A 19,932-nucleotide genomic window follows, 5' to 3' on the forward strand; every position below is an offset into this window, starting at 1 on the left:
TCAAACCGCAGTGCGGCAGAGTCTTCAGCCGATTTCCTTCGCCGCTTCGCGCAGGGCTGCAACCAGTTCCGCCGTGGCCGCTTCCGGAATCCAGCCGGACATGGCGATGCCTGCATGCACGGGATCACCCATGGCGATGGCGACGATGTGGTGGTCACGTTCGTCCGCGACATGGACCCGTGCATACCCCTGCCCGCGCGTGGCCGCAAGCGTTGCCAGCAGCTGCTCGATGCCCTGCGGGAACATCGGAATCTCGCGGTCCTGGTAGATGTCGCGCACTTCCTCGTCAGCAAGCTGGGACAGCAGGACGATGCCGATGCCGCTGGTGGTCGCCGGCAGCAGCCCGATGCGCCCCAGGCCGCGCGCGGCCTCGATCCCGGGCGGCGCATGGAACAGATAGCTGACGCTGTCATTCCAGAGCACGCCCAGGGCCACGGTATGGCCGAAGCGGCGCAGATGCTCCAGCACCGGAAGCGCCCGCCGGATCAGGCCGGAGGCGAACAGGCTCTGGGCCGCCAGCACATGCATGCCCGGACCGGGCGTGTATTTGCGGTCCGAAGTCTGGCGCGCGATGCCCAGGTACGCCAGCGTCTTCAGCAGGCGATTCACCCGGGTTGGATTCGCATCCAGCTGCCGTGCCAGCTCACGGCAACCTATGGGCTCGGCGGAAGACGCCAGCGCCTGCAGGGTCGCGATTCCGTCAATCAGACTCTGGTTCGGCTGTGCATTGGGCTTGGTACGCATCCCGGAAGCCTACTGGTCTGCCCATCGCAATACCATCTATAGCAACAGAACCCGCCTTTCCGGCGCTCAACCCATCAAGCGCCCAGGCGCGCTGGACGCCATCGAGGCCTGCTCGATACGCGCGAGATCGGTTGAATCCCGCGGCTGGACCTGCGCCTGACCGTCACTCGCCCCCGGTAACAACAAGCACCGGTGCATGCGTCGTGCGGACGATGGAGAGACGGTTCTGCCGAGCGCGCTGAGATACGTGCACTTTCCACCGGTCACGCCTCATCGAGCCGCCCCGAGACACGCTCCAGTTCGTCTACGCCTCCCGGAGCCAGATCCCGCAGCAAGTCCGCAAAGTTCATTCCGACCAACCGCCGCGCCCGCTTGAGCACCAACGGAACCGGACTGGATGGCTCGCTCCGGGCGTAGTACTCGCAGATCTCGTCGATTCGACGCAGCACGTCGGCCGCCCCGTTGATCCTGCCCGGCACAACGACCTGGACCGCCGTACCGACCGCCGAATCCGATGACGCGAACTCCCCCGCTTCGCCCTCTCCAGATGCGCCGCTTTGCCCGGTACGCGCGCCCCACTGACGGGCCACGAACGCTTCGAGATCACGCAGGTCAGACAGCAGCAATTTCAGATCCGGACCAAGCGTCCCGATCCTGTCCAGGAAGATCTGGTCGATGCCCGCAACATCCTGTCGTGCAGCCCGCAATGCCTGCAACGTCTGCTCCAACGCAACCAGGTCGCAATCCATGCAGCAGGCTTCGATCTCGGTCAAGGCTGGCACCGCACTTCCGGCAGCGGCATTGAGGACACCGGTCGCCAGGCGCAAGTCGCGCAGGCTGAATCGCCCCATCCGCGGGGATTGCACGAACGGCGCGGTCCTCAACAAGCCCAGCTGCCCCAGCGGATCCGCCAATCCGATCACCGCATTGACGCGAGCAGTAGGGTCGTCGTCATCCTCGGCATCGAGCTGCGGATGCACTGTCTCCCAGTACCGATCCAGCAATCCGTGGATCAAGGCCATTCCGTCTGCCCAACCGGCAATGCCGCGCAGGCGCGTCCAAGCCGCGGCCACGCGCATGGCCACGCGCAGGTCCCGCGAACGGGACAGCACGGCCAAACCGTGCGTTTCCACTGAAACCCAGTCCGGCTCCTCGGCCTCAATCACGCTTTCGCCCACCACTTGCTCGGCACGCACGGTGGCCTTGCGCTCCAGCGCGAGGAACTCGTTGTCATATTCCAGATCCGGGCCGCAGGGCACATCCGTGGCGAGCGGCTCAAGCAGGCTTTCCAGGTCAACGATGCTCATGGGTGTTCAACTGTTTGAAGTTAGGGTGTGTGCCTGCCGGTGCAGGTTTCTTCTACTGGTGGCAGCCTGCGTCAGGGTCGCCCGTGTCACATTGGACTTGCTGGTCGATCGGCAGGCGCAAACCTGGCTCGACGACGCCATAGCCGCGATAGTCTGCGCCGACGGCCGCCAGGTCCACGTAATGGACTTCCTGTTGACTGGTCCCTTGCACGCGCCCGGCGTAGACCGTAGTCGGTACGTTGACGCTGGCGACACCACTGATCGCAAGCAGGTTGCCGTTCCGGTCCAGACCGTAGAAGTAAGCCGGCGGCGAACCGATGGCGGCCACGTATTGCGTGGTGTCGCCGATGACGTAGATCGGCGCGGTCTTCTGGCCGATGCTGCCGCTCGCAGAGAACGTCCCGTTCCCGTCGTAGAGCCATGTGGTCCCGGCCTGGAGGATGTCCCCGCCGCGGGCCTCCAGGTAGAGATCGGCGTGACCGGCGTCGACGGTGTACGCACTGCCATCGACCGATGCCAGGGTCACGGTTTGCCCATTGGTCAGGCTGAAGCCTCCGGGCGAACTGAAATTCCCCAGGACCGATATCCGGTTGTCATTGAACTGATTGGCACTTCCGAGCGTGACCATCCCGGCGACGCTTCCGCTCAGGGTGAGTGCGGTCAAGCTTGCGCCAACACCTTCGTCGACATTGCCACTGCTCTGGAGCCAGACATTGTTGCCGGCCAGGGTGCCATTGAGGTGCAGGTCGCCATCGACATCCAGCGCGATGTCGCCACTGCTGGCCACGTTGCCAGCGATGGTCAGCGATTGCGCATTGTTCAACTTCACGGACGCGGCCTGGACGTCGCCCAACGCATCGATGTGGTTGCCGCTGCCAAGCAGGCTGAGGCTGCCACCCGCCTGGGCAGCGAATGTGCCAGCAGTCAAACCACCTGCGCCTTGCTGGATGTCATTGCCAGCGACGACGCGTAGAACACCGCCCACCTGCACAGCGTCAGTCAACGTTACGTTGCTTCCCGCATCGAGCACCGCATCGCCCGTCACCGCAGTGTCGCCTAGGGCCAGCACATCGCCTGCGCTTGCCGTCAGCGTGCTCGCTGCCACTGTGCCCAGGGTCAGGGTATTGGCATCGGCCAGCGTCACTGCGTTGCCGCTGGCATTCACCGCACCTGTGAAGTCGTTGCCGCTGTTGTCCAGGATGATGTCGCCTGTCGCACTCAGCGTGGTGGTTCCGCCTACTTTCAAGGCGCCGCTCTGGGTGATATTTCCACCACTGGTGGCCAGCAGCACGCGACTGGTGCGGCGGCTGCCCGAAGTCAGCACCGTGCCGGCTTCAAGCACCGCATCGCCGGTCACTGTCGTGGTACCCAGGGCCAGCGCATCGCCTGCGCTTGCCGTCAGCGTGCTCGCTGCCACTGTGCCCAGGGTCAGGGTATTGGTATCGGTCAGCGTTACCGCATCGCCACTGGCGTTCACCGTACCGGTGAAGTCGTTGCCGCTGTTGTCCAGGGTGATGTCGCCTGTCGCACTCAGCGTGGTATTTCCGCCTACTTCCAAGGCGCTGCTCTGGGTGATGTTTCCACCACTGGTCGCCAGCAACGCTCCGTCGATGCGGCTGCTACCCAGGTCCAGCACCGTGCCCGCTCCAAGCGTGGCATCACCGGTCACCGTCGTGGTACCCAGGTCCAGCGCATCGCCTGCGTTCGCCGTCAGCGTGCCCGCTGTCACCGTGCCCAGGGTCAGATCATTCGCGTCGGTCAACGTCACCACATCGCCACTGGCGTTCACCGCCCCAGTGAAGTCGTTGCTGCTGTTGTCCAGGATGATGTCGCCTGTCGCACTCAGCGTGGTGGTTCCGTCTACTTCCAAGGCGCCACGCTGGGTAATGCTCCCACCGCTGCTGGTCCCGGCCAGTACGCCACCAACGTTGGTGGTGCCCAGGCTCAATGTTCCGGCGGACTGGAAGCTGGCATCGCCCGTCGTTGTGGTAACTCCGGCGTCCAGCGTGCCACCTGCCACGGCGGCCAGGCTGCCTGCCGTCACCGTGCCCAGGGTCAGAGCATTGGCATCGATCAGCGTCACCGCACCGCCGCTGGCATTTACCGTGCCGGTGAAGTCGTTGCCGCTGTTGCCCAGGGTGATATCACCCACTGCACTCAGCGTGGTAGTTCCGCCCATTTGCAAGGCACCGCCCTGGGTGATGCTTCCACCACTGGTCGCCAGCAACGCTCCATCGATGCGACTGCTACCCAGGTCCAGCGCCGTGCCCGCTTCAAGCGTGGCATCGCCCGTCACCGTCGTGGCACCCAGGGCCAGCGCACCGCCTGCGCTCGCCGTCAGCGTGCTCGCTGCCACCGTGCCCAGGGTCAGGGTATTGGCATCGGTCAGCGTTACCGCACCGCCCTTGGCCGAAACCGCACTGCCGAAGTCGTTGCCGATGCCCGCCAGCTTGATCGCGCCAGTACCGGCACCGAGCGTCGTGGTGCCAGCGGCAGTCACCGTACCCGCCGTCTGGGCGATGGCCGCATTGGTGGTGGTCATCGACAGCGTGCCGCTGGCGTTCACATCACCGGACAGCGAGATCCCGTCGCGCCCGGTCAGGGCGACATCGCCACCCTGCAAAGTGCCCGTCGACGACAGTGCGCCGCCCAGCGAAGACAGCGTCAGCGCACCGGTCCCGGTGTTGATGCCAAGCGAGGACAGGGTCAGCGTCCCGCCGGCCACCAATGACACCGCGTTGTTTCCCGAGCTGGTGATGCTGGCGATGCTCAAATCGCTGGCGTCATACAGCGAAACGCCAGCGCCACTGGCGTTCACCGTACCGGTAAAGTCGTTGCCGCTGTTGTCCAGGGTGATGTCACCCGCTGCACTCAGCGTGGTGGTTCCACCTACTTGCAAGGCACCGCTCTGGGCGATGCTTCCACCGCTGCTGGTCCCGGCCAGTGCACCGCCAATGGTGGTGTTGCCCAGGCTCAATGTTCCGGCAGACTGGAAGCTGGCTTCGCCCGTCGTTGTGATAACTCCGGTGTCCAGCGTGCCGCCTGCCACGGCAGTCAGGCTGCCCGCCGTCACCGTGCCCAGGGTTAGAGTATTGGCATCGGTCAGCGTCACCGCATCGCCACTGGCGTTCACCGTACCGGCGAAGTCGTTGCTGCTGTTGTCCAGAGCGATGTCGCCTGTCGCACTCAGCGTGGTGGTTCCGTCTACTTCCAAGGCGCCACGCTGGGTAATGCTCCCACCGCTGCTGGTCCCGGCCAGTACGCCACCAACGTTGGTAGTGCCCAGGCTCAATGCTCCGGCAGACTGGAAGCTGGCATCGCCCGTCGTTGTGGTAACTCCGGTGTCCAGCGTGCCGCCTGCCACAGCGGTCAGACTGCCCGCCGCCACCGTGCCCAGGATCAGGGTATTGGTGTCGGCCAGCGTCACCGCACCGCCGCTGGCATTCACCGTGCCAGTGAAGTCGTTGCCGCTGTTGTCCAGGGTGATGTCACCCGCTGCACTCAGCGTGGTGGTTCCGCCCATTTGCAAGGCACCGCTCTGGGTGATGTTTCCACCACTGGTCGCCAGCAACGCTCCGTCGATGCGGCTGCTACCCAGGTCCAGCGCCGTGCCGGCTTCAAGCACTGCATCGCCCGTCACCGTCGTGGCGCCAAGGACCAGCGCATCGCCTGCGCTTGCCGCCAGCGTGCTCGCTGCCACCGTGCCCAGGGTCAGAGCATTGGCATCGGTCAGCGTCACCGCACCGCCGCTGGCATTCACCGGACCGGTGAAGTCGTTGCCGCTGTTGTCCAGGGTGATGTCGCCTGTCGCACTCAGCGTGGTATTTCCGCCTACTTCCAAGGCGCTGCTCTGGGTGATGTTTCCACCACTGGTCGCCAGCAACGCTCCATCGATGCGACTGCTACCCAGGTCCAGCGCCGTGCCCGCTTCAAGCGTGGCATCGCCCGTCACCGTCGTGGCACCCAGGGCCAGCGCACCGCCTGCGCTCGCCGTCAGCGTGCGCGCTGCCACCGTGCCCAGGGCCAGGTCATTGGCATCGGTCAGCGTTACCGCACCGCCCGTGGCCGAGACCGCACTGCCGAAGTCGTTGCCGACGCCCGCCAGTGTGATCGCGCCGGTACCGGCACCGAGCGTCGTGGTGCCAGCGGCAGTCACCGTACCCGCCGTCTGGGCGATGGCCGCATTGGTGGTGGTCATCGACAGCGTGCCACTGGCGTTCACATCACCAGACAGCGAGATCCCGTCGCGCCCGGTCAGGGCGACGTTGCCCCCTTGCAAGGTTCCGGTCGACGACAGCGTGCCACCCAACGAAGACAGCATCAGAGCGCCGGTCCCGGCGTCGATGCCACCGGCCGGCAGGGTCAGCGTTCCACCGGCGCTCAAAATCACCGCCCCGCTCCACGAGCTGGTGATGCCACCAATGGTCAGATCGTTGATATCGCTCAGAAGAACGCCAGCACCACTGGCAGTGACGGCACCACCGAAATCATTGTTTCCGCCGTCCAGCGCGACCCACTCGCCAGCAGTCAAGGTGCTGGTGCCATCGACTCTCAGCGCAGCACTCTGGGTGAGTCCACCACCAGCGTTGACGGCCAGTGTGCCAGCCGTCACCACGCCCAGGACCAGGTCATTGGCATCGGTCAGCGTTACCGCACCGCCCGTGGCCGAGACCGCACTGCCGAAGTCGTTGCCGACGCCCGCCAGCGTGATCGCGCCAGTACCGGCACCGAGCGTCGTGGTGCCGGCGGCGGTCACCGTGCCTGCCGTCTGGCTGATGGCGGCATTGCTGGTACGCATCGACAGCGTGCCACTGGCATTCACGTCGCCTAACAACGTGATCCCGTCGCGCCCGGCCAGGGCGACGTTGCCCCCTTGCAGGATGCCCGTTGACGACAGCGTGCCGCCCAGCGAAGACAGCGTCAGCGCACCGGTCCCGGTGTCGATGCCAAGCGAGGACAGCTTCAGCGTCCCGCCGGCCACCAATGACACCGCGTTGTTTCCCCAACTAGTGATGCTGGCGATGCTCAAATCGCCAGTGTCATACAGCGAAACGCCAGCGCCACTGGCGGTGACAGTACCTCCGAAATCATTGCCACTGTTGTTCAGTGCGATCCCGCCGCCAGCGGAAAGATTGCTGGCCCCATTGACCGTCAGTGCGCCACTCTGGGTCAGCGCACCACCGGCGGTCGCCGTCAGCATGCTTGCCGTTACCGTGCCCAGGACCAGGTCATTGGCATCGGCCAGGCTCACCGCGCCGCCACTGGCGGTGACAGCACCCCCGAAATCATTGCCGCTGTTGTTCAGCGTGATCCCGCCGCCAGCGGAAAAGTTGCTGGTCCCGCCGACTGTCAATGCGCCACTCTGGGTCAGCGCACCGCCGGCGGTTGTCGTCAGCGTGCTTGCCGCTACCGGGCCAAGAACCAGGTCATTGGCATCGGCCAGGCTCACCGCGCCGCTGCTGGCGGTGACAGCACCTACGAAGTCATTGCCGCTGTTGTTCAGCGTGATCCCGCCGCCAGCGGAAAAGTTGCTGGTCCCACTGACTGTCAATGCGCCACTCTGGGTCAGCGCACCACCGGCGGTGGCCATCAGCGTGCTAGCCGCTACCGTGCCCAGGACCAGCGCATTGGCATCGGTCAGGCTCACCGCGCCGCCGCTGGCGGTGACTGCACCTCCGAAATCATTGCCACTGTTGTTCAGTGCGATCCCGCCGGCGGCGGTCAAGGTGCTGGTGCCGGCCACCGAGACGGCGCCGCTCTGGATGATGCTTCCATTGCTGCTGGTCCCAGCGAGTGCGCCGCCAACGATGGTGGTGCCCAGGCTCAGCGTGTTACCTGCCGTGGCGGTCAGACTGCCTGCCGTCACCGTGCCCAGGGTCAGGGTATTGGCATCGGTCAGCGTGACCGCACCGCCCTTGGCCGAAACCGCACTGCCGAAGTCGTTGCCGATGCCCGTCAGCGTGATCGCACCGGTGCCAGCATCAAGCGAAGTCGTACCGGCTACGAGCATCGTACCTGCCACCTGGCTAATGGCAGCATTGGTGGTGCTCATCGAAAGCGTGCCACTGGCGTTCACGTCGCCTAACAGCGTGATCCCATCGCGCCCGGTCAGTGCGACGTTGCCGCCCTGCAAGGTGCCCGTCGACGACAGCGTGCCGCCCAGCGAAGACAGCGTCAGCGCACCGGTCCCGGTGTTGATGCCAGCCGAGGACAGGGTCAGCGTCCCGCCGGCCACCAACGACACTGCGTTGTTTCCCGAGCTGGCGATGCTGCCGATGCTCAAATCGCTACTGTCATACAGCGAAACGCCAGCGCCGCTGGCGCTGACGGCACCGGTGAAGTTGTTGCTGGTGCTTTCCAGCGTGATCCCACCGCCGGCCGCGACTGTCGTGTCGCCCATGATGGCGAGCGAGCCACCGCTTTGCTCCACGGCGCCACTGCTGCTGATGTCCAGGGTGGACGCAGCAAGATCTCCCGACAGCGAGACCGCACCGCCGGTGGCATCCACGGTGATGCCGGTGGCCGCAACCGTGCCACCCACATTGATGGCATTACTGGCAGCACCGTCCAAGGCTGCGACAAGGTCCACGTTGCCCGCTGTCAGGCTACCGCTGGTCGTCACCCCCGTCCCGGAACTGGCCAGCGCAGCCGCATTGCTGGTGTCCACCGACAGCGTCATGCCGCCATTGCCATCGAAGCCGAGCGTGCCGGCATTGATCGCCCCGAGCACGATATTGCCCGTCCCGGCATTCAATGTGCTCCCGGCGGCAACATCCACCTGATTGGCCAGCAGCCCAATGCCGCTGCCACCTGTTGCTTTCAGCGACGCACCATCGCTGACAGTCACCGTGACGCCGGTGTTGCTGCCAGCAAGCTTGTAGCTGCCACTGATGAAATCGCCATTGGTCATGCTGAGTGTGCTGGCGACCAGGCCACCGACATTGACCTGTGCACCTGATCCGAAGACCACGCCGTTGGGATTGAGTAGAAACACCAGGCCGGTGGAGTTCAGCGCACCATCGATCTGGCTCACCCCGCCCGCGGCCGCCACGCGATTGAGCGTCACGATATCGCTGCCACCTGTGATGGCGACCTGGGCTGTACTGCCGATGCTGAATGTCTGCCAGTCGAGGATGGCCTTGGTGCTGGACTGGGCGATGGTCATCGCTCCGTCAGCGGAACTGATCGCGGCCGAACCGCTGGTGATGGTGCCCCCGGTCGGCAAGGTTTGTGCCCGGGCCGGCGAGGCCAATGCCCAGGCCAACGGCAGGATCGCCAGCGACACGGTCAGCCGACGGCACGTGGCGCGCCCCCCGGCCGCATGGCTGCCAACCAGTTCCGAGGCGATCTGGACCAGGCCGAGCTGGCAGTTGAACACCAAACGATAGATACGATTCATGGCCGGCTCTCCTCAGAACGTCATGCCGAAGCGCGCGTAGACACGCACGCCGTCCTTGCCGTCACTGGCATCGGTACTGGTGGTGGGGACCGAAGCGGTCAGGTCGAGCTGCAGGTTGTGGGTCTGCGGCAAACGGAAGCTCGCCCCCACGCCGACACCGCCAAAGCGCACGGACGGATGTGCACTGGTGTCGTTGGCACCCACCGGATCAGCCTGTCCGTGGTCGGCAAACACGCTGAATTCCAGCAGGTCCCGCCATGGCCGGCCGTTGAAGGGCGAGGTGCGATCGGCAAAGCCAGGGGCATCGACGTGATACTCCAGCGAGCCGGCCCAGGCACGATCTCCCAACGCATCGGCCAACGGATACGCACGTACGTTGTCCGGCCCTCCCAGTGCGAACTGCTCCATCGGCGTCAGTGCGTCGCGGGTGTACTGGCCGGAAACGCGCAGCACCAGTCGCTGGGTCGGCGCCAGGTATTGCAGGCGGCTGTAGGACGCACGCATGACCAGAAAACGACTGTCGTGATCCGGATACAGGTCATCGGGCCTGCGCGACTGGTCATCCACGGCCTGGCGCACGCTGAGCGTCAGCAAGTCGACCCCTCGCCAGCGCACATCGGTACGGCGCATCGCAAACCCAAGCTCGGCCGCATCGAACTGCAGGTCCGACAAGACCTCACCCAAGGCACTGAGTTGTGATCGTTCGCGCAGGTAGCGGAACGAGCCCTGCATCTGCAGCGTGGAGGTATTGACGAACTTCCAGTCGGCACCGACGTACGTGTTGCTGCTTGGCCCCTGGATGCCCAGCACGGAGAACAGACCCGTGTTGACCTGCAGCTCGCTGCGCGAGTAACCGGCCAGGAACGACAGGCCCGGTACCGGCGAGATGGGAACGCTGTAGGACAAGGCGCCCTGGCGCGTGGATTCCGGCTCGAACGCGTAGGCGAAGCTGGCAGCCAGCCGATCGCCACGCCCGATCGGGTTGTCCCAGGTCACACCGGCCAGCGCGCGGTATTTCCCGGTCAGTTCCGTGCCGTAGTTGTTGACGCCAAGGTCGAAGCTGACCGGGTGCTTCTCTTCCTGTGCGGTCAGCACCAGATCAGTTTCACCATCGTTCTGGCCTGGCTGCAGGATCGATGACACCGACACGCCAGGGAGGTCATGGGCGTAGAGCATCGCCGAAGACACCTCCTGGGCCCGCAGCGCCCGCCCCTGCAGCCGGTTGAGCGCAGCCGCGATGACATCGGGATCGTAATGCGTGGTGCCCTGCACGATCACCTTGCCGATCCTGCCTTCGATGACCTGCAATCGAACGATGCGATCGGCACCGATGGTCTGCACGGGGATGATGGCGGTGGCCACCACATACCCCGCCTTGCGATAGGCCGCGGTCACCGCATTGGCTACTGCCTGCAATTGATCGAAGCGCAGCCGTGCTTCGGAATGGCCTTCAGCCAGCGCTTCGAACTTGGCATCGGCGATCTTCTGCACGCCGGCCTGGGTGATGTCACCGCCAGAGTGCGGGCCGACACCTTCGACGGCAAACCCGCGGACCGCCAACAGCGTGGCCGGCGCCTGGTCGCGCTGGGCCAGGGCTGGAACCTGATCGGTCCCGGGCTGGCCTTGGGGCGGTTCCTGCGCTGCAGCGGCGCTGCTCAAGGCAAGCACCGCCATGACGCCGGCGGCGATCAATGCAAGGCGCGTCGGCGCTTGTGCTGCCAGAACGCGCTTCGACCGCACCAGCCCCACGCAAACGCCGCCAGCAGCCTTCCGGCAACCGTACTCAAACATCAAAGACTCCCCCTAACAAAAGGCCGACAAGCGTCAGCACGAGCACCACACCGATCACGAGCAAGCCCAGGCGCCAGCGCCCTGCTCCGGTCTGCAATGCCTGGTTCGACGATGGCTCCGCACGGCGCGGCGATACCCCGTTGCGATGGGTAATGGCCGCACTGTCGGCGAGGCCATCCAGTAACTGGCGGCGACGCTGGCGATACTCCCCCTGCTGCAACCGCCCTTCCTGATAGGCGCGAGAAAGGCCGTGCAGGGTTTCATTCGCACGTTGCAGATCCATCACTTCAACTCCCTCAGCACGCGGAAGCCGACATCCGGCTGGGTATTGCCGCCATCCTGCCTCACGCTGGCCACGCTGCAGTCGCTCCAGAAGCTGGCGAAGCTGCCGCCGCGCACCTTGGTCTTGTTCCCATCGACGGTCCACTCCCACACGTTGCCGCTCATGTTCACCAACCCCCAGGGATTGGGCTGACGTCCGCGAATGGAAACCGGGGCATCACTGCCCGTGCTGGCGGTCGGCGGAACGCAGTTGCTGTCTGGCGCCTGTTTCCAGTCCTGTGCGGCCTGGGCGGCGTACAGCCATTCGGCATCGGTCGGCAGGCGATAACGCCAACCGTCGGTGGTACGGATCAGCCACCGTGCATAGGCACGCGCCTGTCCCAGGCTGACGTTGGTTACGGGCAAGCGTCCCAGCGATGGATCAGCCAGCGAGCGCACGTTGCATCTTCCGCTGGCCTTGCAATAGGCATTGAAGTCATCGACGGTGATTTCGCCACGCGAAAGTGCGTAGCGCTTGCCACCACCCATCCCGGGGACGACCACGAGCATGGGGCCGCGCTGGCCATCACCGAGCTGATCGAAACAGGCCTTGGCCGAGCCCGCCAATCCGGCCTGCCCACAGGGGTCTGGGCCATCAGGCACCGGCGGCAGCGGCAGGTCGTCCTCGTTGACGGTCGCGGTGGCGGCGGTGCCCGCGGCGGTGGAGGCCGTCGCGCCTGCGCTTCCACGCTCCGGGCGTTTGCCCGCCGGGGTCCTGGCCGCAGGCCTGCCCGACGCAGCATCGGGAGCGACCTGATCACGCGATTCAGCGCTCCCGGCCTGCGCCTGCAGGAGCGCCTCCAGACTGCCTTGCGGCAATTGGCCGCCTGCCTTCATCTGGGATTCGAGCGCCCCCATGCCGCGGGCATCGTCGCGCCATGCCACCTGCAGGCGCGTCAGCAGTTGCTGCCGGCGCTGTTCGGCCGGTGCCCGGGCATTGGCCAGGATGTCAGCCACCAGCGTGTCGCGTTCCTGCGCGGCAACCAATGCCTTGCGCCCCGGTAGCAGGCTGATCGCGTCGCGCATGATCGCCGCAGCCCCGGCGTAGTCGCCGCTGGCGGCCTTCCCGTCCGCAGCAGCGACATGCGCCTGGGCCAACAGGTCGGCCCCCGCGCCTTTCACGAATTCGCCGTCAGGCTGGAGCGCGACCAGACGTGCGTATGCCTGACGCGCTTTCTCCAGATCACCTGCCGCCGCGGCGCGGCGCAGGGACTCGGTCCGCGCGGCAATCTCAGCACTTGCACGGTCACGGGCCAGCAGCTGATCCAGCGACTGCCCTGCCTGCTGCAGCCGTTGTTGCTGCGCCTGCAGCGCCGCATCGGCAGGCACCTCGGCCAGGCCGAAGGCGGCCAATGCCTGCGCGCGGGCCAGATCAGCAGGCGCAGTACGGCTGGAGATCAAGCCCACGATGCCGCTGGCGAGCGCTTGCAGTTCCGCCGGATCGACCGGTTGCCCGGACGCCTTGAGCGCGTCCAGTGCGCTGGCCACTTGTTGCTGCCATTGCACCGTGAAGTCCGGCTTGTCAAGCAACTGCTGCAACTGGGTGCGTGCGGCACGCGCGTCCTGGGCCGGTGCGCGCGCGGTGACCGCTTCCGCCAATGCGCGTTGTTCGACCAACTGCGATTGCCGTAGCTGCAGCGGCAGCGAGTCCGGGAAACGCTGCTGCGCGACGCTCAACTGCTGCGTGGCGGCACCCAGATTCCCGGCCTGCAGGCTGGACTGGACCGCCGCGTCATAAGCCGCTTCCAACTGCGGGTTATGCAACAGCGCGCTGTCCGGATCGATCTCGCCCACGATCCGCAGACTGTCGAGCACGTTGTCGTGCTGATCGGGGAACAAAGCACCCGCGGCGATGCGCTGTTCGACCTGGCTATCCAGCCGGTTCAGTTCCCGATCGCGCTCCTGCTCGACGCGCAGCTTGCGCGCGTCCAGTTCCGGCGAATACAGGCGCAACCTGTCACGCAACGCAAAAACATCCTGCGCACGCCGATATTCGAAATGCCCTTGCGCCGGATTCCACAACGCATCCAGCCGTGCCATGAGGAAACCAATCACAGTCTGGGCATGATCGGCCAGCACGTCGCGACGGTCGCTGCTGGACAGGCCGTCCAGTGCATCCTGCGCCGCGGCCTCGTCCCGATAGTGCTTCGGGTCCGATGGATCGAAGGCCGCGATCATCGCCGCCAGATTCCGCTGGTGAAACCAGCCCATCCCTGCCCAGACGGCGCCGCCGATCACCAGCAACGCACCACCGCCGGCCGCCGCCAGTGGCATCGCGCGCTCGCGCAGCGGCACCTGGCGCATCCCATCGAGCAGGGACTGCACGTCAGCCAGGCGACCCTTTGCCTCGAATGCCACCGACTGGGCCAGCGTGCGTTGCTGCCGTCGCGTCAGCCCGGGAACCAGCGGTGGCGTCCGCCCCTCACGCAGGGCCACTTCCGCGCTGACCTTGCCAAAGGGATGCTTGCCGGTCAGCAGTTCGTAGCACACGCATCCCAACGCATAGATGTCATCGCGCGGCCCGGGCTGCTCGCCACGAATCATCTCCAGGCTCGCATATGCAGGCGTCAATGCGCCCAGCGTGGAGGCATCGAACACGGTCTGCTCGCCCTCGGCATCACCTGCATGCTTGCCGGCCCGGGCGATGCCGAAGTCGAACACCTTGGGCACACCGTCGCGGGTGACCATGACGTTGCCCGGCTTGAAATCCGAATGGACGATGCCCGCCGCGTGGGCGCGCGCGAGCGCCCGGGAAACGCCTTCGATCAGCGGCCATGCCTTGGCCAGGGACAGGCCATTGAAGGCCTGTTCGCGGATCAATGTCTTGAGGTCGCTGCCATCGACGTACTCCATCGTCATGTAGACGATGGCGCCGTCCTTGTCGAAGTCATAGACCCGCACGATGTTGTCATGCGCCAGTTGCTGCGAACGGCGCGCCTCGCGCTGCAGGGCCACCAGCGAATCCGGGTGACGGCGGAATTCGTCCGAAAGCACTTTCACCGCGACGAAAGGATCGCGATCGCGGGCTTCGATCTTGCGCTCGTCCCGCGCTAGCCAGACGACCCCCATGCCGCCGCGCCCAAGCTCGCGCTCCAGCTGGAAGCGCCCCTTGAGCAGGTCGCCCGCGCCGACGCTGCGGACCACCGCGACCTTGGCCACCGCCTTCCATTCGCTGACGCCTTCGGTCCCCGTGCCACTCCCGGTGCCGGTGGAAGCGCGCGGGTCGCCGGCAGCGGTCATCGCCGGCGCCACGCGGGTGACATCGTCTTCCTGATCGGCCGGCATCGACGGCGCGCTGGCCCCGCGCACGGAAGGCGCCACGACCGTGGCGTCGTCATCCACCGGTTCCACCGGCTCATACGAAGCAGCCCGCAGGCGATCGAGTAGCGTGGTCACCGAAATCTCGTCGAGCATCTGTTCTTCCCGCAAGCGCCACACCGTTTGCATGCCTTCATCGATCTCGCGACGCGGAAGCATGCCGCGTGCAGTCAACGCTGCAAGCACGTGCTGCAGATCCATGTGCCCATGCCCAAGGGCGTTCACCAGGTCGGCAACGCTGATCGGTTCTTCGCTCACGTCTTCAATCCTCCACACTCACCACCACGGCCGAGACGTTGTCCCGGCCCTTTCGCCCCAAGGCGAGCTGGAACAAGCGATCCACGGCCGCGGCCGGGTCGCGTATTCGTCCGAACTCGAACGCCAGCTCCTCGTCGTCGATTTCCTTGTTGATCCCGTCCGAGCACAGCAGGTATCGCGCACCCGGATCGGCCGGAACCAGCACCCAGTCGACGTACAACGCTTCCTGCGCGCCGACGGCGCGCGTCAGCGCACCCGGCGGGCCTTGTTCCGGCGTGCCGGAAAACTGGGTCTGGTCATCGCGCGCACCGGTGACGTGGTCGCGCGTGATCTGGCGCAACGGGCCACCAGCGCTTCCATAGGCACGGCTGTCACCGGCCCAACCACAAGCCATGACGTCCCTGTCCCAGACCAGCACCACCACGGTGGAGCCGATGATGTCGACCTGCCGATGGCGCGCGATCTGCAGCAGTTCGGCGTTGATCTGTACAAGCGCGTCCTCGATCGCATCGATGAAGTCGCTGAGCTGGCCACGGCGCGGCAGCGCCGCCAGCCGATCGACGATCATGCCGCTGGCCAGGTCACCCGCTGCATGCCCACCGAGCCCATCGGCGACCACCCACAGGCCGGCGTCCTCGCGCACGAGGATGGCGTCTTCATTGTGGCGCCGGACCTTGCCGGTCTCGCTCTGTCCCGCAGAACGACAGTGATGACTCATGCGATGCGCTCCGTGATGTCATCGTGACCAACTGCAGGTGCAGCCACGGCCTTGTGCCAATCGAGATAGATCGGGAGGGAGGGCAGGCCCTCCAGCAGGAACTGCGGGCCCCGTTCTGCCGCAGGCAGGACAGGCCACCACAAGCCCCCGGACACCGGCAGCGGATGCCGCGGCTGCCCCAGGGCGAGCACGCGCCTGTCGAAGCCGTCCAGGTCCAGCGCTGGATTGGCCAGCGCCTCGGTCAGCAGCAGGGCCGCACCGGTAAACCAGCCCGCATCGGCGTGGCCCTGCGCAGGCACGGCGGCCACCGTCATGGGAAACATGCGCCCGACGCGATCGGTCGCCGGCGCCGTCACGCCAGCCCAGCCCGCCGCGCCGCAGACGCCTGGCGCGAGCACGAAGGCAAGCAATGGCCCAATCGCATATGCCTGCGTCCAGGACGGCCCGTGACATTCCTTTGCCCCTGCCAGCAGGCCGGACAGATGCCCATCCCAAGGCTCGACGAAGCTCGGGGGCAAGCGGCGCTGCAGGAAGTCGCCCGCGCACGGCAGCTTGCCGAAAAAGCCCGCGCCATGCTGGCTCATGACGCGCACTTGAAACGGCGCACCGAGCCGTTGCCGAATGGATTACGCAAGCTGCCTGCCTGCAGCGGGAGCTGCACGCGGCTGCCGGAAAACTCGTAGCTCGCGGTGAAGCCCAGATCCGACTGCCGCTGCAGACGCCCAGCATCCAATGCCCGGAACAATGCCCAATCGCCCTGGAACTGCAGCGGCTGTCCCACCGGCGCACCGGAAGCATCAAAGGCACTGATCACCACCCGCCCCGGGACCGGGCCGGGCCAGCGCATCGGCATGCTTGGTGCTCCGCCGGCGGCGTACTCGTAGGTCTGCCCGTCGATCTCGACTTTCAGCCGGGCAACCTGCCCAGACAGCAGCGGGGCCTGCAGGCTGAAAGACACGTCAGGCGCCGCGCCGCCACGGAAGTATTCCTGTCCGATCCGTTGGGCCAACTGCAGCTGGGCCGGCAGGCCGGCGGGGCCGGCGGCGACCACACCCGGCCCCTGCTTCCAGCTCCAGTTCGATCCGCTGGCATCGATCATCGGCTGCATCTGCTGCCGTAACTGGTCGAACCGCCCATTGGCGCCGAAGAGTTCGGCGAAGTTCTGCAGCGGGATGGCACCACTGCTGTCGGTGAAGGGGTAACGGCCACGGGTGAACTCGCCGCACACATCCCCCACGGCCTGTTTGGCCTGGTCACCCATGGCCTGGCGCGTACCAGTCGCAACCAACGCCGCGCTGTCACCCGCCAATGCCCCGATCCAGCCGGAGACCGGAGGCGGCAAGGACTGGGCCTGTTGCCGGGCCAGCAGGACCGCCGGGCTGGGCTGGCTCGCCACGGCACTGAAGTCGCCCATGGTCAACAGCACCTTGGACAACTGATCCAGGATCGACAGCACCGCATCCAATGGCATAGCCCCGTCGCCGCCCTCGGTCAACGCATTGAGCGGAGCGAAATGCTCGGCCACCGCCTGCCCCGGTTCGAGCTGTGCCTGAGCCGGCCCGCCTTGATCGACCCCCATCGCCCTGGCCAGTGCGGCATTGCTGTGCGCCGCCACCTGGTCCTTCAGCGCGCTGGCCGGGTCCTTGGCGTCCTTGCCATCCGACGGCGGCGGCAGCAGCGCCTGCGTATTCTGCCGCACGACCTTGAGCAACAGCCGCAACGGCGAGCTGGGCCCGGCCAACCTGGCAGCGATGGCACTCGCATCTGCAACGTCAGCCGGTGCACGCAACTTGATCTCGGCCAGCAACGCGTCCCACCAGGCGACGTAGTCTTTCTCGTAGGCTGCCTGGACCTCTTCCACCAGATGCGCGCGGGCCGTCACGTCCAGATCGCGCTGGCCCAGCACCCACCCATCCTTGACGAAGCGATCCACGGCTTGGCCAATACCGGAGCGGCTGAGTTCGGCAAACACGGGCTGCGTGTAAAGCGCAGGTACCGGCGTCGAGATCGGCGTACCACCTGAACGGGTGAACACGTCCCCCAGCAGCCCCATCGCCTTGTCCAGTCGCAACGTCCCCGCGTTGCCCTGCTCCAAGCGAATGGCGCTGTAGACCAGCGTCGACAGGTCCGCGGAGCGCAGGCTCGCACGCGCCTGCTCGACCAGTTCGGGGTCCGGCGAGATGGCACGAAGCCGCATGTGCGGCTCCAGCAGCGCCTGGAAGTGGCGGGCCAGTGCCTGCTGCAGCACGCGGTCATCGGCAAACAGCGTGCGCCATTCGATCGCACCGAGGGTTTCCAGTTGCGCCGGATCCGCGTGCGCCGGCTCGGCCAGCATCAGATAGCCTTTCAAGGTGTAGTACAGCGCCTGCGGGTCCCCCGCATGCGCGCGCAAGCCCTGGCGCAGGCGCGTGGCGAGGCCCGGAACCAGCAGGGCGTTCAACTGGCGCGCATAGGCATCGTCCAACGCTTCGCTGACGCCGCCCCCCTGGTACAGGCCCCAACGCATCGACAACGGCACATGCTCTTGATGCTGGCGGGCGACGTCCAGCACGCTACTGGTTCCTTCGAGCTGTTGCAGCGCCATGGCGAAGTACTGGCTGGCATTGCCCGCGTTCGATGGATCCGCAGCGGCGGGCCTGGCATCCAGGGCTGCATGAACCTGGGCCAGATAGTCGCGATTGCGCAGATAGCTGTTGACCATTGCGCCGACCAGCACCAGCGCCAGCACGACCGCTGCGGCACACCCGCTGACCCAGACCAGGTGATGGCGCCGCTCGGTCCTCGGATCCACCCCGGCAAGTCCGGCTTCCGGAAGCACGACCCCGTGCAACAGTCGCTGGACGAAAAAGGTGCGCGTGGCCGCACCGGGCAACTGCACCTGCGCTGGTGCCAGCCCGAACGTGCGTGCAACCGCGCCCATCATGCGATCGATCGGCGTGCCTTCCTGCGTCCCGGAGGTCAGGTAGACGCCGCGCAGCAGCGGCGGGGCGCCATACGCGTGTCCACCGAATACGCCTTCGACAAACTGACGCGCGACCTCGCCCAGCGAGGCGACCTGTTGCGGGAATGCCAGGATCTGCGCGCGCCGGCGCTGGTCGCGCTCACCATGCAGGCGCGCGAGCATGCGCGCGTTGAGCCGGTCCAGCAGGACCGCGAATTCGTCTGCGAAGGCGCGCGCCGCCGAACCATCGAGCGTGCGCTCGAGCGGGAAACTCGCGCCCCAGACCTGGGCACGCTGCTCTGGATTCAGGTCATCGAAGAATGCATCGAAGCCGCCGACCAGGTCGCACTTGGTAAACACCAGGTACACCGGCAGACGGACGCCCAACTGCTCGGCCAGCTCGTCCACGCGACCGCGAACGGCCTGCACATGGGCATCGCGCTGGGCATCGTCGAGCACCAGCAGATCGGACAGGCTCATGGTGACCAGCACGCCATTGAGTGGCCGCCGCCGTCGATAGCGGCGCAGCAGGCGCAGGAAGTCGGCCCAGGCCCCGGCATCGGCCTTCTGGTCCGAATCCTGCAGCGTGTAACGACCCGCGGTATCCAGGAACACCGCTTCATCGGCAAACCACCAGTCGCAGTTCCGGGTCCCACCCACACCGCGAACGCCGCCGCTGCCCATCCTTCCGGCCAGCGGGAAATTCAACCCGGAATTCTGCAGAAGCGTCGTCTTGCCGGAACCGGGCGGACCGATCACGACATACCAGGGCAGGGCCTGCAGGCGCTTGCCGCCCCCGCGCTTGCGCAGCAGCCGCATGGCCTCGGCAAACCGCCCTTCCAGCTGCGTGCGCTCGGCCGCATTGCGCTCGTCAGCCTGCTCGCCGGCCGCAGCACCTTCCACCAGGCGCTGTGCATGGCGCGATGCGCGAAGCTGCGCCCACTGCCAGGCCAGGACCCAGCCCAGCAGCAGGACGATCACCACCACGATGCGCGCGGCGACGCTCGCCAGGGGCTGGCGCCCGCCTACCGCGATCCACGGCCCTAGCCACCAGGCCAGCGCTGACAGCAGCAGGACCCCGATGAAAGACAGCACCCAGGGAGATTTGAACAGCGCGAGAACACGGGTGGCCATC

9 protein-coding genes are annotated in these 19,932 nt (G+C 66.2%); all 9 read right to left on the bottom strand.

Going from position 1 to position 19,932, the window contains the following annotated elements; all coding sequences use genetic code 11:
• Positions 1–24 precede the first annotated feature (24 nt).
• On the bottom strand, positions 25–744 hold the full coding sequence (locus tag O8I58_RS07985; protein ID WP_298322104.1) for an IclR family transcriptional regulator: 720 nt from the start codon (positions 742–744) through the stop codon (positions 25–27).
• Between the two features lie 263 nt (positions 745–1,007).
• Positions 1,008–2,051, bottom strand: a complete 1,044-nt coding sequence (tssA, locus tag O8I58_RS07990) for a type VI secretion system protein TssA (RefSeq protein ID WP_298322108.1) — start codon at positions 2,049–2,051, stop codon at positions 1,008–1,010.
• Positions 2,052–2,103: 52 nt separating this feature from the next.
• Entirely contained in the window at positions 2,104–9,450 is a 7,347-nt protein-coding gene (locus O8I58_RS07995; protein ID WP_298322109.1) for a two-partner secretion domain-containing protein, read from the bottom strand.
• A gap of 12 nt (positions 9,451–9,462) precedes the next feature.
• Positions 9,463–11,124: a ShlB/FhaC/HecB family hemolysin secretion/activation protein gene (locus tag O8I58_RS08000; RefSeq protein WP_298322111.1), complete on the bottom strand. Its 1,662-nt coding sequence runs from the start codon at positions 11,122–11,124 to the stop codon at positions 9,463–9,465.
• A 109-nt stretch (positions 11,125–11,233) separates the two neighbouring features.
• Positions 11,234–11,524, bottom strand: coding sequence for a hypothetical protein (locus O8I58_RS08005; protein WP_298322113.1), 291 nt, complete (start codon positions 11,522–11,524; stop codon positions 11,234–11,236).
• Positions 11,524–15,138 (bottom strand): protein kinase domain-containing protein, encoded by a 3,615-nt coding sequence (locus tag O8I58_RS08010; RefSeq protein WP_298322114.1) that lies wholly within the window; start codon positions 15,136–15,138, stop codon positions 11,524–11,526. Before O8I58_RS08010 ends, O8I58_RS08005 begins: the two co-directional genes overlap by 1 nt.
• Before the next feature lie 4 nt (positions 15,139–15,142).
• Positions 15,143–15,856 (bottom strand): PP2C family protein-serine/threonine phosphatase, encoded by a 714-nt coding sequence (locus tag O8I58_RS08015; RefSeq protein WP_298322116.1) that lies wholly within the window; start codon positions 15,854–15,856, stop codon positions 15,143–15,145.
• Positions 15,853–16,440 (bottom strand): type VI secretion system-associated protein TagF, encoded by a 588-nt coding sequence (tagF, locus tag O8I58_RS08020; protein WP_298322118.1) that lies wholly within the window; start codon positions 16,438–16,440, stop codon positions 15,853–15,855. The genes O8I58_RS08015 and tagF overlap by 4 nt, the downstream gene beginning before the upstream one ends.
• Complete coding sequence (gene tssM, locus O8I58_RS08025; protein ID WP_298322120.1) at positions 16,437–19,931, bottom strand: type VI secretion system membrane subunit TssM; 3,495 nt, start codon at positions 19,929–19,931, stop codon at positions 16,437–16,439. The genes tagF and tssM overlap by 4 nt, the downstream gene beginning before the upstream one ends.
• Between the last annotated feature and the right edge of the window lies 1 nt (position 19,932).

It is taken from the genome of Pseudoxanthomonas sp. (assembly GCF_027498035.1).
Classification (GTDB): Bacteria; Pseudomonadota; Gammaproteobacteria; order Xanthomonadales; family Xanthomonadaceae; genus Pseudoxanthomonas_A.